This is a genomic window from Cupriavidus sp. UYPR2.512, assembly GCF_000379565.1.
In the GTDB taxonomy this organism is placed as follows: Bacteria; Pseudomonadota; Gammaproteobacteria; order Burkholderiales; family Burkholderiaceae; genus Cupriavidus.
The window spans coordinates 1-20,655 of the sequence record NZ_KB903188.1 but is presented as its reverse complement, the minus strand read 5'-3'; the positions used below and the strand labels follow the sequence as shown (position 1 = coordinate 20,655).

Sequence of the window (20,655 nt, the reverse complement as noted above, 5' to 3'; positions counted from 1 at the left end):
CGCCAGGCTGGTAGGCCAGCTGCAAGCGCGGCTGGATGGTCAGCCCGCCTGCGCGCGGCACCACGGCATCGACCGCCAGCGCCATGGTGCGCACGTGACTGTCGACAAAACCGCCTGCGGTGGTGATGTCGTCCAGGTGCAGCGACATCCGGCGCGGGCGCTCGGCCATGGCGGTTTCACGGTCCACCGCGGCAAGGCCGGGAGCATCGTCATCGGGCCCGGGGCCCATGGCAAGCGGTAACGCGGATGGGGACGACGGCGATGGCGATGGCGATGGCGACAGCGCGGCATACTCGACGGTGACGGGCTCGGCGGGCGTGGCGGACCAGGCAGGAGAAGCGGTGCCGGCAGCCGGCAGATCAGGCACGTCGGCCATGGCGGGCTGCCCGGATTGCGCCTGCAGCGGCTGGTCCCAGCCGGAGACACCCTGACTTTCCGGAACGGTTTCATCCGCATGGGCCAGTGCACAGATCAGCATGGCCAGGATGACGCAGAACTGCAGGTGATGCAGGACCATGCCGGGGTACGCGGCACATGCGTGCCACCCGGGGCAAGTCCCCGCCTCCCTCCCTCTCGATGACAAGACCGTAGTCATGGCAACCACCTTCGGACGTTATATGTGCGTGCCCGATGAGCTTGAGCATAGGTCAAATGCCCTGCCAGCGTTAGACGGGAATGTTCGGCCGCGCGCGTCCGTGCGACGCTGTCGGTGAGCAAATTTGGCCGGGCCGTCGGCGGGCTCTGTACCCTGGTGCTCGCCGCGCTGGTGATGGCCCGCTCGTATGGCGATTTCACCTCGGTCCGGCAGAACCTGTATGACATCTCGGCGTACCGCGAGCTGCCGGAGGCCGCCAACGTGCTGTCCGCGGAACGCGGGCCGGCCAACAGCGTGCTGGGAGAGCCACCCTCGCCCCAAACCCTCGCGCGCGAACGCCTGCAAGCCTTTCGGGCCCGCAGTGACGCCGCGCTGGCGCGCCTGTCCGCGCCGCCCAGCCTGGTGGATGCCACGCGCTCGCGCGGCCGGCTGCTGGAGCTATGGCAGCTGGCAGCGCCGGCGTACCACATGTTCGGCGCCGTGCCCGCGCTGGAGCAGTCATACGCCGACGCCGGCCACCAGTTCTTCGGCCAGGGCCTGGCCATGATCATCAGCCTGGTTGCGCAGGGCCGCGTGTCCGGCCATTGCTCGATGACGCCGACGGAGCTGACCAACCGCTATGTGCGCACGCTGGAGCCGCCGGAGCGGCTGCGCAGTGTATTCCTGGACGAGGTGGTTGCGCATTTCACCGCAACGCGCGCACAGGCGCCGCGATGATGCGCGCGCTGGTGCCGCCCGAAGGCAGGCTGGCACGCTTCGGTGGCGAGGAGGTCGCGCTGCTGCTGCCTCATGGCAAGCCGGGCGAGGCCGCCATGTACCGCGACAAGGCCGAAGGGCGCAATTGCGTGCGCGAGGCGCAGCGGGAGCAAGGGTGGCAACCGGCTGAAGCACGCCGGCCCCGGAACCAGCACGGAAACGATGGACGAAAAAAAACCGCATCGCTGCGGGTTTCTTCCAGATATCCGAGGCCGCCTCGGTATCGAATGGCGGTGCCCGAAAAGGCCCCGGTCGTTCACGCCGGGCTGAAACGAAGAAAGGCTCGCTTGCGCGAGCCTTTCCAAATATTGGTGCCCAGAAGAGGACTCGAACCTCCACAGTGTTGCCACCGCTAGGACCTGAACCTAGTGCGTCTACCAATTCCGCCATCTGGGCTTCGTTTCGCTGCATTGCTGCTGCGATGCGAAGAAAGAAATTATGCCGGGCGCGACAGGGACTGTCAACACCCTGACGCAAAAAACTCCCTATTGCCCGCCGCCGCGCCACAGGAAGTCCACCTGCGCCGGCCGGCCAGGCAGGTCCAGCGCGGCCATCGCCGGGGGCATGCTGGCGATGGTCTTGCCGGCACGCAGCACCCGCAGCCGCGTGGCGCGCAGGCGGATCGCCTCCACCGGGTCGCGCGCCTGCAGCAGCACCAGGTCAGCGCGGCAGCCAGGCGCCACGCCGTAACCCTCCAGCCCCAGGATCTGCGCGGGCGTGGCGGTCACCGCGGCGAAGCAGGCGCGCATGGCCTCCTGCCCGGTCATCTGCGCGACATGCAGCCCCATGTGCGCCACTTCCAGCATGTCGCCGGAGCCCAGGCTGTACCACGGATCCATCACGCAATCGTGGCCGAACGCCACCGGCACGCCGGCCGCCAGCAGCTCCGGCACGCGCGTCATGCCGCGGCGCCGGGGATAGGTATCATGCCGCCCTTGCAGCGTGATGTTGATCAGCGGATTGGCGATCGCCGCCACGCCGGCCTCGCGCATCAGCGGAATCAGCTTGGACACGTAGTAGTTGTCCATGGAATGCATCGAGGTCAGGTGCGAGCCCGCCACCCTGCCCTGCAGGCCGAGCCGCACGGTCTCGCTGGCCAGCGTCTCGATATGGCGCGACAGCGGATCGTCGCTCTCGTCGCAATGCATGTCGACACGCAGGCCGCGGTCCGCCGCCAGCTCGCACAGCAGCCGGACCGATTCGGCGCCCTGCGCCATGGTGCGCTCGAAATGCGGGATGCCGCCGACCACGTCGACGCCCATGTCCAGCGCGCGCTTCAGGTTGTCCAGCGCGCCGGGCGCGCGCAGCACGCCGTCCTGCGGGAACGCCACCAGTTGCAGGTCCAGGTAGGGACGCACGCGCTCGCGCACGTGCAGCAGCGCCTCCACCGCCAGCAGCCGCGGATCGCACACGTCCACATGCGAGCGGATCGCCAGCATCCCGCGCGCAACCGCCCAGTCGCAATAGGCCAGCGCGCGCTCGACCAGCGCTTCCTGCGTCAGCATCGGCTTGAGCTCGCCCCACAGCGCTATGCCTTCAAGCAGCGTGCCCGACTGGTTCACGCGCGGCAGCCCGTACGACAGCGTGGCGTCCATATGGAAGTGCGCATCGACTAACGGCGGCGTCACCAGCTGGCCGGCCGCATCGATCTCTTCGGCGGCACGCGCGGCCAGGGCCGGCTCAACCGCGGCGATGCGGCCTTCGGCAATGCCGATATCGATGTCGGTGCGCCCGTCGGGCAGGTTGCAATGCCGCAGGATCAGGTCGAGCATGGAAGTCTCTCAGGCAGGAGGCACGGCGATATTCTCACGGCGCCGGCCCCGGCGCCAAGGCGCGCGGGTCCAGGCGTTCATGCGCGCCGGTCGGGCGCCGCGGGCTCAGGCTCGAGTCCGCAGCCGCGCAGCAGCAGCGCCACCAGGTGCTCGGTGGCCTGCGCATAGTCCTGCTGCTCCAGCTGGCTGACGCCGAGCACCGCGCATACCTGCGACTCGAAATCCGCATAGGTCTGCGTGGCCGCCCAGATCGTGAAGAACAGGTGCTGCGGATCGACCGGCGCCATCTGGCCGCGGTCGATCCACTGCTGCACCACCGCGGCCTTGCGCGACACCAGTTCGCGCAGCACCTGCCGCAGGACCTCGCCGATCTCATGCGCGCCGTGCAGCAGTTCGTTGGCAAATACGCGCGACGCATCCGGATGACTGGCCGACAGCCGCATCTTGGCGCGGATGTATTGTTCCAGCGCCACCTGCGGCGACAGCTCGGCGCGGATGATGTCGGTCTCGGACAGCCACAGCTGCAGCGTATGCGCCAGCACGGCGCGGTACAGCGCCTGCTTGGTGCGGAAGTAGTAATGCAGGTTGGACTTGGGCACGCCGGCGCGCACCGCGATCTCGGCCATGGTGGCGCCGGCAAAGCCCGCGCGCGCAAAGACATGCTCGGCCGCGCGCAGGATCATGGCCTGGTTCTCCTGGCGGATGCGCCCGCCCGGGGCATCGCACGCGGGCAGCGGGCGCCGCGCCGCGGCGCTGGCGGGCGCGTCCATCAGCGCGTGCCGTAGAGGCGGTCGCCGGCGTCGCCCAGCCCGGGCACGATATAGCCGTGCTCGTTGAGCTTGTCGTCGATGGCCGCGGTGACGATGCCGACCTCAGGGTGCGCCGCGCGCAGCGCGCGCAGCCCGGGGCGCGAGGCGATCAGGCACACATACTTCATGGTGGTGACGCCGGCCTCTTTCAGGCGGTTCAGCGCGGCGATGGCCGAGTTGCCGGTGGCCAGCATCGGGTCCACCACGATCACCATGCGCTCCTGGATGTCTTCCGGCATCTTGAAGTAGTACTCGATCGGCTCCAGTGTCTCGGGGTCGCGGTACAGGCCGATATGCCCGACGCGCGCCGCCGGCAGCAGCTCCAGCATGCCGTCGATAAAGCCGTTGCCCGCGCGCAGGATCGACACCAGGCACAGCTTCTTGCCGGACAGCACCCGCGACTGCATCGGCGCGATCGGCGTGCGGATGGCGATGGTCTCCATGGCCAGGTCGCGCGTGGCTTCGTAGGTCAGCAACTGGCTGATTTCGCGCACCAGGCGGCGGAAGTTGTCGGTGGTGGTGTCCTCGCTGCGCACCAGGGTGACCTTGTGCTGCACCAGCGGGTGGTCGACGACCAGCACGCCGGGCAGGACGGCAGGATCGGCATCGATTGGGTCAACAGCGGGAACAGCGGACATGTCGTTCATGGTGACGCTCCTGATGCCACGTTTCACATGCAATGCCTGCCAGCGGGGCGGCCAACTGCACCGGCCGCCAGGCGGCCGGCGCACTCAGAACACGGTGCCGTCGCTGAGGATGGCGAACGGCGGCGCGCCACCCGGGCGCCGCTTGGCGGCAATGCGGCGCCCCGCCGCCCAGGTGCCGCCTTCCAGCACGCGCGCCAGCGGGAAACTCTCTTCCTGCAAGCCAAGCGCCTGGCGCACGCCATCGGCCACCAGGTCCAGGCCGGTCACCGTCAGCGCGCGCCATTCGACGATCACCGGCTCATCCACCGCATGCGGCACGGCGGCAAAGCCAGGGTCGCGCGGCACCATCAGCTCGAAGTCGTAGAGCAGGCCGCCGTTGCGGTATTCGGGCAGGCCCGTCAGCGCATCCAGCCCGGTCACAGTCAGGCCAGCGTCTTCCAGCGGCTCCAGCAGCGAATAGGTCAGCCATTGCGTGAGCTTGTGGAACGGCACCAGCCCGCCCGGCGCGGCCGGATGCCGCCAGCAGTCGCCCAGCGACACGCCTTCGACAATGATCCGCCCCGGCCATACCGGCCCCAGGCCGACCAGCAGCGTGCGCAGCAGGAAGCCGGCGTCGAGCTGCCCGTTGACCGCATGCGCCTTCAGGTAGTCGTACAGATTGCCAAGCCGCGCCGGCCGGCCGAACAGCGCCGGGGTCGCCTCCATTACCTCGCCGAGGCGGCGCAGCAGGCCGGCACGGCCTTCCAGTCCCACCAGCGGGTTGTGCTGGGCAACCTGGAAGGCGTGGGCGATGCTGTCGGCATCGATGCGCTGCAGCCGCTCGGCGTCCGCGCGCAGCGGATCGCCCGGCGCAGCCGAGAAGCCGCCGCGCGCGAACAGGACGAAGCTGGCCACGCCAAGCCCTTCCGAGCGCGTCAGCACCAGGTCGCTGGCAGGATCACGGTAACGCCATTCAGGGCCGGCGCCGGCATCCAGCAGTACGCTGGGGATCACCAGGTCGATGCCGATGCGGGCGCGTTCCTCGCGGTGCTCGGGCCCGCTCAGCGCGGCGCGCTCGCACAGCACCTGCCAGCGGTCCGCGCGCTGGTCGACGCCGCCGCTTTCGAAATGGCGCCAGCGGCTGTGGTATGGCACCTGCAGGTCCGGATAGCGCTGGCGGATGGTGCTGGCGACATAGTCGGCAACTGCATGCACGCGGTCCGGATGCCAGGTGAAAAGTTCGGACGCGCCGCTGGCCACGTGTTCGGTGACCGCCGCGCAATGCGTGCGCACCGCCTCGGCACATAGCAGCGCCGAAGCGGGATGCCCTTCCGGCACCGGGCTCAGCCAGCCGGCACCTGGCCCCATCTCGTTACCTGTGCCCTGGCGGTCCATGCCGGGCTTGCCATCCTCGGGAAACATCGTCATTCGTTCAACCCCCTGCCCTTTGCCAGGGCCAGTTCGTTCGCATCCGGCGGCGTGTAGTGCGTAAAGTAGCCGGCGGCCACCTTGGCATCGATCTCGACACGGGCGTCGGCGGGGATCAGGGTCTCGGGGATGGCCACCTGCTCGACCACCTCGATGCCCTGCGCCACCAGCGCGCCATGCTTCATGTTGCTCATCGACGCCCAGCGGTCGATGCGGCGGATGCCCAGCCAGTGGAACACATCGGGCATCAGCTCCTGGAAACGCATGTCCTGCACGCCTGCCACGCATTCGGTGCGGGCAAAGTAAGTCTCGGCACGGTCGCCGCCCACCTGCCGCTTGCGGGCGTTGTAGACCAGGAACTTGGTCACCTCGCCCAGCGCGCGGCCCTCCTTGCGGTTATAGACCACCAGTCCGACACCGCCCTGCTGCGCCATCTCGATGCACACCTCGATGCCATGTGCCAGATACGGCCGGCAGGTACAGATGTCTGACCCGAACACATCCGATCCGTTGCATTCATCGTGCACGCGGCAGGCGACGCGGGTCTCGGGCTTGCCCAGCTGGCTGACGTCGCCGAAGAAGTACAGCGTCATGCCGCCGATGGGCGGCAGGAACACCTTCAGGTCCGGCCGCGTCACCAGTTCCGGGAACATGCCGCCGGTCTGCTCGAACAGGCTGCGGCGCAGCACGCTTTCCTTGATGCCGAAACGGGCGGCCAGCCCCGGCAGGTACCACACCGGGTCGACCGCCGCCTTGGTCACGCGCACGTCGCCATTGGCATGGAGGATGTCGCCGTCAGGCTTGAGCCGGCCGGCCGCTATGGCCGACATCAGCTCCGGCATGTTGATATGCGCACGGGTGACGGCGATGGTCGGACGGATATCCACGCCGGCCGCGATGCGGTCGGCAAAAACGGTGGACACCAGGTGGCCCCAGGGATCCAGCGAAACTATCTTCTCCGGGTCGCCCCACTGCGGATGCGGGCCGATGGCCTCCGCCGGCGCGGTATCGGTCAGGTCGGTGCGATGGTCGCGCTGCAATGCGCCCGCGGCAACCGCCAGGGCCCGGTAGATGGCGTAGGCGCCAGCGTGAGTGCCAATCACATTGCGCTGCGCCGGATTCGCCAGGCTGGCGATGACCGGCCCGCGCTCGGCCGCCGTGGGGGCGCCCCAGTGGATGGGCTCGGCCGGCTTGTCGCGGCGTGCGTGCGAGGTCAGGACGATATGGTCGGACATGGCACCCTCGGTTCCCGATGGAATCCTGACCAAATGGTCAGGTTTATGATTCCATACTAGGCAACCTTTGTGCCATCGCCCAATGCCCGTTTACGCGAGTGTTGCGGCGATGTGTGTGGCGCCGAACGCAAGTCCGCGTGGGCGGCATGCACCCGTGGCGTGCCGGCGGCGTGACATGGCGGGTGCACATGCACCAACAAGAAGCGCGCACGGCCATGCTGGCACGGCGCCGTCCGGGGCAAGCCATACCACTGCCGCGCGGCAGTGCCTGCCAGCGTTACACGCTTTGCCGGCTGGCGGGTTCGCGACCGTTGCCCAGCAGCGCACGCAGTGCCGCCAACGGCTGCGCGCTTTCAATGTAGCGATAGAACAGCGCGCCGGCCGCATTGCTGAGTCCCCACGCCGCAACCATGCCGAGCGCGTTCAGCACCGGCTGGCCCGGCGCCAGGTTCGACACCAGCGCGTTGACCAGCAGGCAAACCGGAAAGTGAACCAGGAACACCGAATAGGAAATGCGCCCGAAGAAGCCGACCGCGCGCGCCTGCGGCCAGCGTTCCAGCCAGCCGCCGCGGCGCGCCACCGCCAGCAGCAACGCAGTGGCGAGCGCCACCGCGATGCGCAGCCGGAAATCCACGGCCAGCGCCGCCAGCGCCACCGCGCCGATGAGCAGCAGCGGCAACACCGGGCGGCCGGGCTTGGACGCCCAGTAGGCCAGCGCCCCCAAGCCATAGGCGCCGAAGAAGTACACGGCCCAGATATCCCACGCGGCATCGCGGTTGAACCAGAACAGCGACGCCACCGCCACCAGCGCCACGATGCCGATACTGGCCCCGGCACCCGCCGGCGCTTTCCCGCCCGCCACGGCGCGCGCGGCCCACAGCGTGCCCAGCAGCAGCGCAAACAGCTGCAGGTCGATGGCCACGTACCAGACCCCGGCCGAGAGCGCTTCGACATCGAGCACGTTATGCAGCAGCGTCACGTGCGCCAGGAACTGCAGCAGGCCGGGCGGCGCGGGGATCGAGTCGTGCACCATCCATTGGCGCGCCAGGGCGGCACCGGCAATGCTGAGCAGCAGCGCCGCCGCAAAGGGCACCACCAGCTTCTGGTAGCGCCGCCACAGCACCAGCAGCGGATGCTGGCTGATCTCCAGCCGGCCATGCGGTGCCAGGCTGCGCGCGGCGAGAAAGCCACTGATCACCAGGAAGACCTGCACGGCGATGCGCGCGTAGTCGTACAGCCAGTCCACCAGCCCCGGGGCCAGCCGATACGCGGTATCGGACATCGGGCCATAGAAGGCCAGGTGATGGAGCACGATCAGCTGGGAGCTGACCGCTTTCAGGGCGTCGATGCACGGCAGGCGCGACGGACGGGGGCTCATCGTTATAGGAATGTTGCAATTGCCACGGAAGGCGCGATTCTACCTGCTTGCACCGGCTTTAATATGGCGCATACGCCACTATCTATAGATTCGTTACACACTGCGCCCGCTTGTTGCGAGTTTGCAGGCACATGGATTCATGTCTTAATCCCGAGGCTTATGAGTCAAGCACGTGCCTTGACGCGCCGCGGCCCAAAAATACATGGGTGGAAACGGGGACGTCAGGCTTGAACCACACCTTCAAGGGAAGTTTTGTTGTGCGCCGGTAGCCTAAGCTAGAGGCAGGATTGCCACCTGGGGCCCGCTTATGCAGCACCGCACGCTTTTCCCCCGCACCGGCCACGCCTTCCGTTGCGCCGTAGCCGAGTGCTCCCTCATTGCCCTTCTGGCCGCGGCCCTGGCGGGATGCGAGGGAGTCCCGCGGGATACCACAGCAACACCGCCACCGCCCCGTCAGCCGATTGCGCCCAGCGACGACGTGTACCCCGCCCCGACCACGGTGCGCGACACGCGACCTGCGGCGCGCACTCCGTAGGCGGCATTTGCCTACCGTTCCAGTGCATGGAGGCGAGGCGGAAAAAGCAAAAGCCGCGCGGCAGCGGGACGCCCCGACGGCTGCGCTGTTCCCGCTCGACCACCTGTCGTGCCGCTGGCCGGCACGGCGGCCAGTACCGGTCGCCGCGGGCGCAGTGCCCGCTGTCCGAGCGCAACGACCCAACGACGAGTGGCAACGCGCCGCGGCCTGACAACTCCTCATCGAGGTGGTTTGCTGCTTTGCAGACCCGCTATTGCCAAACGGAGAATCAACGACGCATGATCGCCGCGATCGAATCGACGCGGGTTCTGTCACAGGCCAATGCGATGCCATCTGCAAACACCGGCTGCGCCAGCCGTGTCAGCACGTCACCCGGAGGCGCCTCCACCACCAGCCTGGCGCCATTGGCGCGGGCCAGCAGCATGGCTTCATGCCAGCGCACCGGCGTCGCCATGTTCTGCGCGAGATCCTCAGCGATCTTGCGTGGATCGCGCAGTTCGCGCGCCTTGCTCGCACTGAAGTAGCGCAGCTTAGGCGCCGACATCGCCACCCCCTGCATGGCTTCGCCCAGGGCGCGCGCGGCGTCAGCCAGCAGCGGACAATGCGACGGGACGTGGATGGCGACCGGCCTGGCGGCCTGCGCGCCTGCCGCCAGTGCCAGTGTCGACACTTCCGCCAGCGCCGACAGCTTGCCCGCGATCACTATCTGCGTGGGGGCGTTGAAATTGGCCAGGTACACCGGTTGCTGGGGCGTGCAGACCTGCGCCACCAGCGGTTCGAGCCGGTTCCGGTCCAGGCCAAGGATCGCCGTCATGCCATAGCCATGCGGAAAGGCCTGCGCCATCAACTCCCCGCGCACGCGCACTAGTCGCAACGCATCGGCAAAGGCCAGCACACCTGCGGTCACCGCCGCCGCATAGGCGCCGATGGAGAGGCCGGCCACCGCGTCGGCGCGGGCGTCATGCGCGGCCAGGCAGCGCGCCATGGCCACGCCTGACGTCAGCAGGCAAAGCTGGGTCCATACCGTGGACTGCAGGCGTGCCGGCGTATCCATCTCCGCCGCTGGTACCTGCAGCACGTCTTCCGCCGCGGCCAGCACCGCGGCCACCGAGGGATGTGCCGGCAGGTCTTTCAGCATGCCGGGGCGCTGTGCGCCCTGGCCGGGGAAGGTAAGCAGGACATTCATCGCGTGGGGTGCCAGGGATCCGCGCACAGCCGCGGGCCGTGATCCGTTTTCAGCAGCACTTTACCGCCGCTGCGCAGGCGTTCCAGCAGCGAGAAGCCACCAAAGGGGGTCGCGACCTGTATATCGAGCCTGGCCGGCGCGGCGCGCTGCAACTCGGCCAGCAGGTCCAGATGCGGGGCCTGGAGGGGTTGTGCGGCCTGCACGACGAGGTCAAGGTCGCTGTCGGCACGCAGCACGTTGTGCAGACAGGCGAGCGAGAAGCCGGCGCTGCCAGTCACGCCCCACCGGATACCGGCGGCGTCGAGCCAGTCGGCGATGGCCTCGAGCGCGAGGATTGCTGGCAGGGTCGCCAGCTCCGGCCGCCGCCGCCATGCACGCTGCGCGGCCAGGTCCATCGGCGTGACGATCTTGCGGATCGCCGCGGGCGTGATCCAGGTGCCGAAGCGTTCCGCGCGCGTACCGCCGCGCAAGCCGACGGGGACGGCGCCAGGCCGGCGGCCGTCGCGCCGCACGACCAGCGGGATCTCGCGCAGCGCTGGCAGGCAGACCCATTCCGGCAAGGCGTCGCGGCCCAGGTCGCTTGCCGGATCGCCCAGCCAGACCAGATCGTGTGGCGCGGGCGTCGCAGTGTTCAGGCTTGCCATTGCCGCGACAGGCAGTCACGCACTGCAGCCGACGCCTTGCGGTTTGCGCCCGCCAGCCGGCCGGACAGTCCGCGCGTCGGGTCGCGTCGTATCTCCGCCAGCGCGCAGAGGATGGTGTCGCGCGCCAGGTGCACATCGGCCGGCACCGGGGCGCTGGCCGACTCGACGTCGATCAGCCGCCACAGGATGCCCAGCGTGGCGAAGTTTTCGATGTCGTAGGCCATCGGCGGAACCGTCGACGCCAGCGCTTCGAGGTCCTCGACTGTGCGCATGGTGACCCTGGCGGCGGCCTCCTTGCCCATCGCATGCACCAGCACGCCCTCGTCATTGAGCGCGATGATGCGATTGGCCTGGTAGCCGTGCGCAAGGAAGGCTCCCGACATGGCGCGCCCCACGATCAGCGCCACCACCGGGTGCCCGGCCAGGCGGGCCTCGGCATAGGCTGCCACGGCACCGGCCAGCGACTGGTGGATGCCAAGCGCCTCTTCTCGCCGGCCGTAGGCCTGGCTGGGGGTATCGACAATCGCCACGATGGCGCGCTTGACCGGCAATTCGCGGTCTGCTTCGATCGCTTCGCGCACCGCGCGCGCCAGCGACCAGCCTTCGAGCAGACCGGCCTCGCCATGACGTGCCCGCGGGAAGCGGCTGTCGGCGTCAGGCACCAGCGCGATCCAGCGAACCGCGGTCCCCGCCAGTTCGCCGTCGGCAACCAGCACTGACTCCGGCAGACCCAGCTGGATCTGCGCCGCGGGCGCCAGTGCCTGCAGCCAGCGTTCACCACGGCTGGGTTCGCGCGCGGTAGCGGTTTGGGTTGGTGAGTTCATGCGTCGGTCCCCCGTTGCAACAATGCCTGCACATCTGCCGGCGTGGGCTGCGCACTGGCGTCGTACGCCAGCAGTGCGGCCAGATATTGGGCGTATTGTTCACTGCGATGGCTTCCCGCGACCGGGCCGCGCAACAGTTCGGCGACCTGCCTGCGCATCGCGTCGCAGTCGTCATCGACATACGCATCGGCGAAGCCGGTGGCGACGCGCTGCGTGCCGCCGGTGAAGCTCCAGATAAAGGGCCGGTCACGCGAGTCGTACTCGGCGATGCCCGCCTCCTGCTCGATCACGGCCGGGCCGTTCAGGCCAAGGCGCCCTTCCTGCGTCATCACCAGCGCGGTACACAGGCCCGCGGCAATCGACATGCCGCCGAAGCAGCCCACCTGCCCGGCGATCACGCCGACTACCGGCTGGTAGCGGCGCAGGTCGACGATGGCCGCATGGATCTCGGCAATCGCGGCCAGGCCGAGATTGGCTTCCTGCAGGCGCACGCCGCCGGTCTCCAGCAGCAGCACTGCGCGCGTCGGTTCACCGCGGCGGTTGTCTTCGGCGGCCAGCTCCAGCGCACCGGCAATCTTGGCGCCGCCGACTTCGCCCATGCTGCCGCCCTGGAAGGCGCCTTCGATGGCCAGCACCACCACCGGCATCCCGTCGATGCGCCCCTTGGCGACCACCACGCCGTCATCGCTCTGCGGCACCACACCCTGCGGCGGCAGCCACGGCGACTGCAGGCCGTCGAACGGGCCCGCCAATTCGCTGAAGGTGCCCGGGTCCAGCAACGCACGAGCGCGCTCGCGTGCCCCCAGTTCAATAAAGCTGTTGCGCGCCAGCAGTTCCGCCGTGTTCATGCGCCCTCTCCTGGTTGCGGGTCGCCCAGCGCCTCGAAGGCCTCCGCCAGGCGCATGCCGACCACGCCCGGCGTGGCGCCGAAATCGTGGATGCGGATCTGCATCGACGCGCGCGGCTCGGCGGCGAAGACGCGCGCGAGCTGCGCATCCCAGACACGGCCATAGCCATTGACCGAGGTGGTGACCTCAACCGTGGTCACGCCGCCGCTGCCGGGCTCGACCAGCACCTCGAGGTCGCCCGACCCCACCACGCCCACCAGCACGCGCGCCTTGGCAGGCTGCCCCGCCGGAAATTCAAATCGCAGTTGTTCCATCAAAGTCCCCTGAATTGTTGCCCATCGAGCCCTGCGACAGCCGGTCGAGGAAGATCGTCGCGGCCAGCAAGTCCGCAGCGCCGCCCGGCGAGGCGCGCTGCGCCAGCATGCCGGCGTCCAGGCTGCGCAGGTGCCGCCGTCCCGCCACCGTGCCCACGCCACCGGCGGCGAGCACCGCCTTCGCGCCGGCCTGCATATAGTCCAGGCCCTTGCGCCCCGACCTCGCCAGCACGCAGGTATCGTCCAGTTCGCTCATCAACGCCAGCAGCGCATTGAGGCGTGCCGTGGATTCGGTGTCGCCGCGCGCGCGGCTGCGTTGCAGGGCCGGCAGCGCCAGCCGCATCACGTGCGGGAACCCTGCCCGTGCCTGCGCCCGCGCACCGCCAACGCCGTACGCCAGGCAGGCGAGTTCGCCCTTGTTGCCGGTAACCACCGGCCGGTGGCGGTCGGGCAGCGCGGCGATGGCACCCGCCGTGGTGCTGATCTCGGCGGCACTGGCGGGCTGCCCGGCGGCGCCGAGCTGTCCTGCGGCGCCCACCAGCAAGCCAATACACCAGATCGCGCCGCGATGCGTATTGACACCGCCGGTGGCGGACAGCATCACCGCCTCTGCCTCGCGGCCGAGCGCGCCCAGTTGCTCGCGCAGCCCATACCCGACGCGCGGCGCCTGCAGGCCGGCATCGGCCATGGCCGCGAACGACGGGCCCAGCGACTGCGCGGAGCGCAGCATCAGCGGCAATGTCAGGTCGGCATGCGCACCGCTGCCACGGCTGTCGACCAGGCCGGGCTTGGGCGAGAGCCGCGCCTCTTCGGCAATGGCGATGACGGCCAGTCCCGCCAGCGCCTGCGCCTGGGCGGAGACCGCTGGCGGCGGCTGAAGCAGGTGCGGCGCCTGCGCTGGCAGCAGCCTTGCTGCGGCGGCCGCCATCACCAGCTCCGGAAGCGTGCCGGCGGCTCGTACAGCCCGCCTGACCAGTCGACCAAATCGGCCATGCTCTTGGCCGCCAGCAGGCTGCGCGTGGCCTGGCTGCGCTGCACGCCCAGGTCTTCCGGCAACGCGATCAGGCCGTCGCTGCGCATCCGGCGCGTGGTGGCGGGATCGTGCTTCATGCCGATGGGCGTAACGCCGGCCACCGCGGCAATCATCCGGCGCCGCTCTTCCAGCGATTGCGCCTTGTACAGGTAGGCGATGCCTTCCTCGGTCAGCACGTGCGTAACGTCGTCGCCGTAGATCATCACCGGGGCGAGCGGCATGCCGCTTTCGCGCGCGACGTCGACCGCGTCCATCGATTCGACGAAGGTCGGCTTGCCGCCCGCCTGGAAGGTCTCGACCATCTGCACCACCAGCTTGCGGCCGCGCGCGAGTGGATCGTCGGTCTCGATCAGATCCAGCCATGCCGGCGTCGGATGCCGGCGCCCGCCAGGCTGGTGACCCATGTTGGGCGCGCCGCCAAAGCCGGAAAGCCGGCCGCGCGTCACTGTGGACGAGTGGCCGTCGCCGTCGATCTGCAGGGTCGAGCCGATGAAGAGGTCCACCGCGTACTGGCCGGCAAGCTGGCAGAAGGCCCGGTTAGAACGCATCGAACCGTCCGCACCGGTGAAGAAGACATCCGGCCGGGCTGCGACATAGGCCTCCATGCCCAGTTCGCTGCCAAAGCTGTGCACGCTATCTACCCAGCCGGTCTCGATGGCGGGAATCAGCGTCGGGTGCGGGTTGAGCGTCCAGTACTTGCAGATCTTGCCCTTCAGCCCCAGCGACTCGCCGTAGGTCGGCAGGATCAGCTCGATCGCCGCGGTGTTGAAGCCGATGCCATGGTTAAGCGACTGCACCTGGTGGCGCTCGTAAATGCCGCGGATCGCCATCATTGCCATCAGCACGTGGACCGGCTTGATCAGGCGGGGGTCGCGGGTAAAGAGTGGCTCGCAGAAGAATGGCTTGTCGGCCTGCACCACGTAGTCGATCCAGGAGCCGGGCACGTCCACGCGCGGCAGGCCGGTGGGGTCGTCGACGATCTCGTTGACTTGCGCAATGACCAGCCCGTCGCGGAAGGCCGCGGCCTCTACCAGTGCCGGCGTATCCTCGGTGCTGGGGCCGGTGTAGAGATTGCCCTCGCGGTCGGCCTTGTAGCCGGCGATCAGCACGACGTTGGGGACCAGGTCCACATACAGCCGCGCATAAAGCTCGATATAGGTGTGGATCGCGCCCACTTCGAGCTGGCCGTCCTCCAGGAACTGCGAGATGCGGATGCTCTGCGCGCCGGCGTACGAGAAATCCAGCTTGCGCGCGATGCCGCGCTCGAACAGGTCCAGATGTTCCACCCGGCTGACGCTCGGGATAATCATGTGGAGTGCATTCACACGCGCGGGATCGACCTGTGCCAGCGAGCGCGACAGAAAGTCGGCCTGCTTCTGGTTGTTGCCCTCCAGCACCACGCGGTCGCCCGAAAGCAGCACTGCCTCAAGGAAGGGCACAATATCGCTGGTCGGCACCAGCTTGCCCTGGGCAATGGCGGCGGCGTTCTGCTTGCGGCGCGCCTTGGCTTCCCTGCGGGTGTTCCATTGGCGGCCTGTGCTGGTGGTGGTCATCGCATCTCCGGGCTGACGTCTGTCTGATGTGCCCACCTTAAACAGGCGGCGCTCACCGAACAATCACGTTGGGCGGAGAACCATTACGCTGGCCGGAAGCAAGACCTGAAGCGCGGCCGACCGCAGCCTCGGCGTCCTATTGCTCCGCGTCGCGCATGGCCATGCGGCACACCGCGGCCAGCGCCAGCAGGTTAGGATCGCGCTCGCGGCGGCGCAGGAAGCTCAGGCCGATGGTTTGCTTGATGTCGTATTCGCCGGCCAGTGGCACGAACGCCACGTTGCGCGAATACACCCCTTTCACCCGCCCTGGCAAAAGCGTGTAGCCGATGCCACCGCCCACCAAGTTCATCAATGAAAAGATATCGCCGACTTTCATCACTACATTTGGCGTGAATTGGGCAATGCGGAAGGCCTCGACAAAGCCGTGATAGGTGACGAAGCCCTCGCTCAACGCCACGAACGGCTCGTCGCGGCAGGCTCGCAGGTCGACCGCCGGCATGGAGGCGTAGGGCGAGTCGGCAGGCGCCGCAAAGAAGATATCGTCCTCGAACAGCGGGATCGACTCGATCTCCGGATCGGGCTCGGGCACGGCCATCAACGTGGCATCGATCGAGCCCTGCTTGAGTTTGTGCAGAAGGTCCGCATTGGAACCAAGCACCAGTTCAGTCTGCATTTCCGGGCGCCGCAGCTTCAGCCCGATCACGATCTTGGGCACGGTCTGGACCGTCAGCGAGTAGAGCGAGCCGATCTTGAGCTGGTCGGCCGAATAGCCGGCGGCCTCGCGCGTGGCGCGGATGCCGTCGGCCATGGCCTTGAGCACTTCCCTTGCCGTATCCGCCAGCACATAGGCCGCATCGGTCGGGATCAGGTTGCGGCCCTCATGCCGGAACAGCGCGCAGCTCGTGCCCTCTTCCAGCGAATGCAGGGCACGGTGCACGCTGACCGTGCTGGTGTCCAGGATCTCGGCCGCCTTGGCCAGGTTGCCGGATTCCATGAACGCCAGCAGGGCTTCGAGTTTGCGGAAGGTGATCTCTTCGCCAATGCGGATTCTCATGGTTCTGGGCTCGGGTGTGGGGGCGGCCTCCTATCTTAGCCGCGTGGCGGCCGGTTCGCATCGCTGACTGGCCTGGCCGAGCTGCTCCAGGATCGCCGGATTCTCCAGCGTCGAGGTGTCCTGCGTGATCTCCTCCCCCTTGGCCAGCGACCGCAGCAGGCGCCGCATGATCTTGCCCGAGCGCGTCTTGGGCAGGTTGTCGCCAAAGCGGATGTCCTTGGGCTTGGCGATCGGGCCGATCTCCTTGCCGACCCAGTTGCGCAGTTCCGTCGCGATCTTGACGGCCTCTTCGCCAGTCGGACGCGAACGCTTGGGCTTTCATGGTTTCGAGTCTGGTGTAGGCGATGGAAGGAACTCAGATCACAACGAAGATGAACCACAGCACGACCGGCGCAATCACGGTCACCAGCGCGCCATAGATCATCAGCTTGCGGAAGAAGGCCTGCCGGTCCACGCCCTGTGCGTTGGCCAGTACCAGCGCACCATTGGTCGAAAACGGGCTCACATCCACGATCGTCGAAGACACCGCCATCGCCGCGATAAAGCCGATCGCGCTGACGTCGGAGCCTTGCTGCAGGAACGGCACGGCAAGCGGGATCAGCGAGCCCAGCACCGCGGTTGACGATGCAAACGCCGACACCACCGCGCCCACGAAGCACAGCAGCAGCGCCGCCATCAGCGGCGAGGTCAGGTGGGCCACGCTATGGCCGACGAAATCGATCGTGCCCATCTTGTCCATCACACCCACATAGGTGCTGACCCCGACAATCAGCATGATCTCGGGCCACGACACCTGGCCGAGCGCGCGCTTCTGCAGCTCCGGCGCCATCAGCGTGAGCAGAAGCGCGATGGTCAACGAAACGAAGCCGATATCGAGCTTGAAGTAAAGCGTCAGGACGGCCAGTGCCGCCAGGCCGGCCACGGTCAGGTACTGGTAGAGTCCGGCCGGCGTCTCGGCGGTGCTGGCGCCATTGCCCTCGAGCATCGATCCGCGGTCGCGTGCCATCGTCTTCTGCTCTTCCACGCCGGCCTCGGCCTCGGCATCGCCATAGATCTGCGCGCCCTGTGCAGGCACGGTGCGTGCGCCGAAGGGATGGCCCATGGCCAGCACACCGGCGGCGGCAAGCGGCGCCGCCGCCGGCGCCGCTTGCCGCATCAGGCGCAGGCCGCCGAATGCGACGAACAGTCCTGCGGCCACGGCAAGGTTGACACCGAGGCTGGCAAAGGCCGTCGCCATCTCGTTCAGCGGCAGGCCTGCCTTCTGCACGATCTTGTTGGTGATGCCACCATAGATGCTGATCGGCGAGAAGCCGCCGCCCTGCGCACCGTGGATCACCATCAGGCCCATCAGCAGCGGGTTGATACCGTAACGCGCGGCGAACCCCAGCGCGATCGGCGCTATGATTGCGACTGCCGCCGGGCTGACCGCGCCGACCGAGGTCAGCACCGCCGCGATCATGAACATGATCCACGGGATCGCCGCGATCCGGCCGCCCACGGCGCGTACCGCAAGCCTCACCAGCCAGTCGATGGTGCCGTTGTTCTGCGCCACTGCGAACAGGTATGTGATGCCGACCAGCGTCAGGAACAGGTCGGCGGGGAATCCGGCCAGGATTGACTTGGCCGGCATGGCGGCAACCAGGGTGCCGACCAGGAATGCGCCGACAAAGGCCAGCGCGCCCATATTGATGGGCAGGACCGTGGCGATGACGAACATCAGCCCCAGGACAGAGATGGAAATCAGGTGTTGCGACATAGCGGCTCCGTCGCGGCAGGCGCGCCGGGGCGCCCATCGCTTGGTAGGAATGACGTGGGATTGGTTTTCGGCTGGAACTGCCGAAGGTGATGCGCCGCTACGGCAGGGTGTGGAAGGGGTAGGCCGTCACATGCGTCTCCTTGGTGGATATGGCCTCGCTTGAATACTTCAAGCCGGCGCCATTTTTGAGTCTTGCTTTTGAGCCAAGAATAAGGTGGCGGACAATGAGCATCAATTAAGGTGCGGGGGCAATCCTTACGGAGACCGGAATAGCATCGGGAGGGCGAGACAGATCGCAGGAGACGAGTGGCGAGACCGTCGCACGACTCTTGTGCCCGGCAACCAGGCTTCCATTTGACGCCTCTCGCGAGGTGTGGTGAACACGTGCGACGACGTCACGTGAGAGCGGGCTGCCGAAAACGACCAATGGATTTAAGGCGGGACCCCCGCGTATGCGGGGTGAGGAACCATACTGGGTCATCAAGCCGCGAATTTGCCCGATGACGCTTGCGACCTCATTCGCGCGGGCCTCTTCAATCCGGGCTTCCGACGCCTGCTTCCGCACCATCAGTTGCGGATCAAACGTAAAAATCAAGGATGGCTCACGTTACCCGCCGGCGATCAACGCGACATGAAGGACGGAGCTTTGTCAGACTGGCGGTGAATAGTGGGCCTCCCGTGAGTCGAACACGGCACCAACGGATTATGAGTCCGCTGCTCTAACCAGGCATGAGCTAGAGGCCCATTGGAAGGGGTAAAGCCGTCAGCAAAAGTTCGTCGGCCTCAGCTTTTTTCAGCAGTACCCCCATCTTGCATCCATCGGCTGGTTGGCGACATCTCGTTACCAGCCGAGGCAAAGATCACGCCGACGCTTCAGGCGACGCTACAGCCGGAACCACTTTCTTCGCCGAAGCCCGTTTTTTCGTCACAGATTTCACTGCGACCGCCTTCGGGCCTGCTTTCGCGGCGACCTTGCCCTTAGTAGCGGGTGCGGCCTTTTTCGCGACTGCTTTCGTTACGGCAGCTTTATTGCCCGTCGCCTTCTTGGCGCCCGCAGCCTTGGCCTTCTTCGCCAAGAGCTTGTCCTTTGCGGCTTGCTTTTCAAAGCGGGCCGCGGCCTTTGCGGCTTCCACGGCCTGGGCAACCTCGCGCTTAGCCGCTTCAATTGCCTTCTTCGTGTCGGCGCGCAGCTTCAGCAAGCGCTTCTTCGCTGCCTGTGCCTCACGGCCAAGCACGCTGGCCTTTTTCGTTGGCACGACCACCTTCTTTGCGGCAGGTTTGCCCTTGGCAGTTGCATTTACCCGTGTCGTTTTAGTTGTTGCGACCATGTTTGGTTATTCATCGTTGTGAGTGAAGCGCGGAGTATAACCGCACAAGTGGCGTTACATAATAGAGGTCGGTTTCTTCTTTATGTTTGCGTCCAAGCGCGATCAGCGGGCGGCCGAGATTCTGCCGCCCCATGGTGAGAGGAGGAGGGAACCGTAAGGAATTGCAAAATAGGACGTTTACCCCAAATGGCAAAGCATCGAACCTTGCAAGTCGATTTGACTACACCCCTGTCGATTGGGACTTGATTGCCTGACGGCAGGGTTGCGTTATATCGGGGCATGCCCGAGTCATGGCGCATATTCCCGCGCCTGGACAACGGAGCGGGCCCAGACCAACCGCCCCGTTGCCCTGCCCTGCTCAGGACAGGCATTCCCCGCGGTCGCGCGCATCGCTGCGCGCGCCGTCGGTGAAGCCATCGCGCGAGCTGATGCGGGCGCCATCGGTGTAAGGGTCAGGCTTGCGCATGCCGTCCAGGTACGGATCAAAGCCACGGATCGCGCACACGGACCTGCCCTGGTGCGCGACCACGGGCAACCTGGTGGCCTCGGTGGCCGGACGGTGCGCGCCATCGGTAAAGGCGTCGCGCTGGCCGCTGTGTCCCGGCGCGGCAACGATCAGCGCATCAGCATAGGCACCGGCGTGGGCGGCCTGGCTGAGCCCGGCGGCAAGTGCGGCAGCGGCAAGCAGGGTCTTGGCAAGAGTCTTATGCATTGCTATCTCCAACAGGGGTGTCGGCGGCGTTGCCGCGACGGCACTCAGAGGTGGCACCGTTTGTTCGGACAGGGATCCGGAGTTTTTAAGTGGAAGCGCTGGGGCAGTCAGGCTGCCGATTTGATCGCTGGCAGCGTGGCGAAGTATGCCTCATCCGGGGTCTGGTCCGCCAGACTGGAATGGGGCCGTCGTTGGTTGTACCAGGTTAGGTAGTTAGCGATAGAGCGGCGCGCATGGCTGACCGAGTCGTAGGCTTTCAGGTAGACCTC

19 protein-coding genes, 2 tRNA genes and 2 pseudogenes are annotated in these 20,655 nt (G+C 67.2%); 1 reads left to right on the top strand and 22 read right to left on the bottom strand.

What is annotated here, in order from left to right; all coding sequences use genetic code 11:
- Positions 1–595: pseudogene (locus A3A5_RS0133880) on the bottom strand (hydrolase); the annotation flags it as partial.
- 114 nt (positions 596–709) lie between these two features.
- On the opposite strand from A3A5_RS0133880, the gene A3A5_RS0133875 reads away from it, so the two are divergent.
- Positions 710–1,312: a hypothetical protein gene (locus tag A3A5_RS0133875; protein ID WP_232431541.1), complete on the top strand. Its 603-nt coding sequence runs from the start codon at positions 710–712 to the stop codon at positions 1,310–1,312.
- A 348-nt stretch (positions 1,313–1,660) separates the two neighbouring features.
- Here the strand turns inward: A3A5_RS0133875 and A3A5_RS0133870 are convergent.
- The 21 genes and pseudogenes from A3A5_RS0133870 to A3A5_RS39775 all read right to left on the bottom strand — a co-directional run.
- Positions 1,661–1,747 (bottom strand) — tRNA-Leu (locus tag A3A5_RS0133870).
- 89 nt (positions 1,748–1,836) lie between these two features.
- On the bottom strand, positions 1,837–3,123 hold the full coding sequence (locus A3A5_RS0133865; RefSeq protein ID WP_018314881.1) for an amidohydrolase family protein: 1,287 nt from the start codon (positions 3,121–3,123) through the stop codon (positions 1,837–1,839).
- Between the two features lie 77 nt (positions 3,124–3,200).
- Positions 3,201–3,893: a TetR/AcrR family transcriptional regulator gene (locus tag A3A5_RS0133860; RefSeq protein WP_018314880.1), complete on the bottom strand. Its 693-nt coding sequence runs from the start codon at positions 3,891–3,893 to the stop codon at positions 3,201–3,203.
- Positions 3,893–4,579 (bottom strand): uracil phosphoribosyltransferase, encoded by a 687-nt coding sequence (upp, locus tag A3A5_RS0133855; protein ID WP_018314879.1) that lies wholly within the window; start codon positions 4,577–4,579, stop codon positions 3,893–3,895. The genes A3A5_RS0133860 and upp overlap by 1 nt, the downstream gene beginning before the upstream one ends.
- Before the next feature lie 84 nt (positions 4,580–4,663).
- Positions 4,664–5,986 (bottom strand): URC4/urg3 family protein, encoded by a 1,323-nt coding sequence (locus A3A5_RS0133850; RefSeq protein WP_018314878.1) that lies wholly within the window; start codon positions 5,984–5,986, stop codon positions 4,664–4,666.
- On the bottom strand, positions 5,983–7,221 hold the full coding sequence (locus tag A3A5_RS0133845; protein WP_010814581.1) for a GTP cyclohydrolase II: 1,239 nt from the start codon (positions 7,219–7,221) through the stop codon (positions 5,983–5,985). The genes A3A5_RS0133850 and A3A5_RS0133845 overlap by 4 nt, the downstream gene beginning before the upstream one ends.
- A 277-nt stretch (positions 7,222–7,498) precedes the next feature.
- Positions 7,499–8,599: an acyltransferase gene (locus A3A5_RS0133840; protein WP_018314877.1), complete on the bottom strand. Its 1,101-nt coding sequence runs from the start codon at positions 8,597–8,599 to the stop codon at positions 7,499–7,501.
- A gap of 803 nt (positions 8,600–9,402) precedes the next feature.
- On the bottom strand, positions 9,403–10,320 hold the full coding sequence (mdcH, locus tag A3A5_RS0133835; RefSeq protein ID WP_018314876.1) for a malonate decarboxylase subunit epsilon: 918 nt from the start codon (positions 10,318–10,320) through the stop codon (positions 9,403–9,405).
- The gene (locus A3A5_RS0133830; RefSeq protein WP_018314875.1) at positions 10,317–10,964 is read right to left on the bottom strand and encodes a malonate decarboxylase holo-ACP synthase; all 648 of its coding nucleotides are present in this window, start codon (positions 10,962–10,964) and stop codon (positions 10,317–10,319) included. The genes mdcH and A3A5_RS0133830 overlap by 4 nt, the downstream gene beginning before the upstream one ends.
- Positions 10,952–11,788 carry a biotin-independent malonate decarboxylase subunit gamma gene (gene mdcE, locus A3A5_RS0133825; protein WP_018314874.1) on the bottom strand — a complete coding sequence of 279 codons (837 nt, stop codon included), beginning with the start codon at positions 11,786–11,788 and terminating at the stop codon, positions 10,952–10,954. Before mdcE ends, A3A5_RS0133830 begins: the two co-directional genes overlap by 13 nt.
- Positions 11,785–12,636, bottom strand: a complete 852-nt coding sequence (locus tag A3A5_RS0133820; RefSeq protein WP_018314873.1) for a biotin-independent malonate decarboxylase subunit beta — start codon at positions 12,634–12,636, stop codon at positions 11,785–11,787. Before A3A5_RS0133820 ends, mdcE begins: the two co-directional genes overlap by 4 nt.
- Positions 12,633–12,950, bottom strand: a complete 318-nt coding sequence (locus tag A3A5_RS0133815; RefSeq protein ID WP_018314872.1) for a malonate decarboxylase subunit delta — start codon at positions 12,948–12,950, stop codon at positions 12,633–12,635. Before A3A5_RS0133815 ends, A3A5_RS0133820 begins: the two co-directional genes overlap by 4 nt.
- Positions 12,931–13,878: a triphosphoribosyl-dephospho-CoA synthase gene (locus tag A3A5_RS0133810; RefSeq protein WP_018314871.1), complete on the bottom strand. Its 948-nt coding sequence runs from the start codon at positions 13,876–13,878 to the stop codon at positions 12,931–12,933. Before A3A5_RS0133810 ends, A3A5_RS0133815 begins: the two co-directional genes overlap by 20 nt.
- A complete protein-coding gene (gene mdcA, locus A3A5_RS0133805) occupies positions 13,878–15,536 on the bottom strand; it encodes a malonate decarboxylase subunit alpha (protein ID WP_018314870.1) in 1,659 nt (552 codons plus the stop codon). Before mdcA ends, A3A5_RS0133810 begins: the two co-directional genes overlap by 1 nt.
- A 136-nt stretch (positions 15,537–15,672) precedes the next feature.
- Complete coding sequence (locus A3A5_RS0133800; RefSeq protein ID WP_018314869.1) at positions 15,673–16,590, bottom strand: LysR substrate-binding domain-containing protein; 918 nt, start codon at positions 16,588–16,590, stop codon at positions 15,673–15,675.
- 30 nt (positions 16,591–16,620) lie between these two features.
- A pseudogene (locus A3A5_RS42545) lies at positions 16,621–16,902 on the bottom strand (hypothetical protein); the annotation flags it as partial.
- Positions 16,903–16,945: 43 nt separating this feature from the next.
- Positions 16,946–18,346 carry an SLC13 family permease gene (locus A3A5_RS0133790; RefSeq protein WP_018314867.1) on the bottom strand — a complete coding sequence of 467 codons (1,401 nt, stop codon included), beginning with the start codon at positions 18,344–18,346 and terminating at the stop codon, positions 16,946–16,948.
- A gap of 668 nt (positions 18,347–19,014) precedes the next feature.
- Positions 19,015–19,090: transfer RNA gene (locus A3A5_RS0133785), tRNA-Ile, on the bottom strand.
- A 116-nt stretch (positions 19,091–19,206) separates the two neighbouring features.
- Positions 19,207–19,674, bottom strand: a complete 468-nt coding sequence (locus tag A3A5_RS0133780; RefSeq protein ID WP_026201399.1) for a hypothetical protein — start codon at positions 19,672–19,674, stop codon at positions 19,207–19,209.
- A gap of 358 nt (positions 19,675–20,032) precedes the next feature.
- Positions 20,033–20,386, bottom strand: a complete 354-nt coding sequence (locus A3A5_RS0133775; RefSeq protein WP_018314865.1) for a hypothetical protein — start codon at positions 20,384–20,386, stop codon at positions 20,033–20,035.
- 107 nt (positions 20,387–20,493) lie between these two features.
- Positions 20,494–20,655: integrase core domain-containing protein (locus A3A5_RS39775; protein ID WP_018314864.1), on the bottom strand; the 162-nt coding region annotated here is incomplete at its 5' end.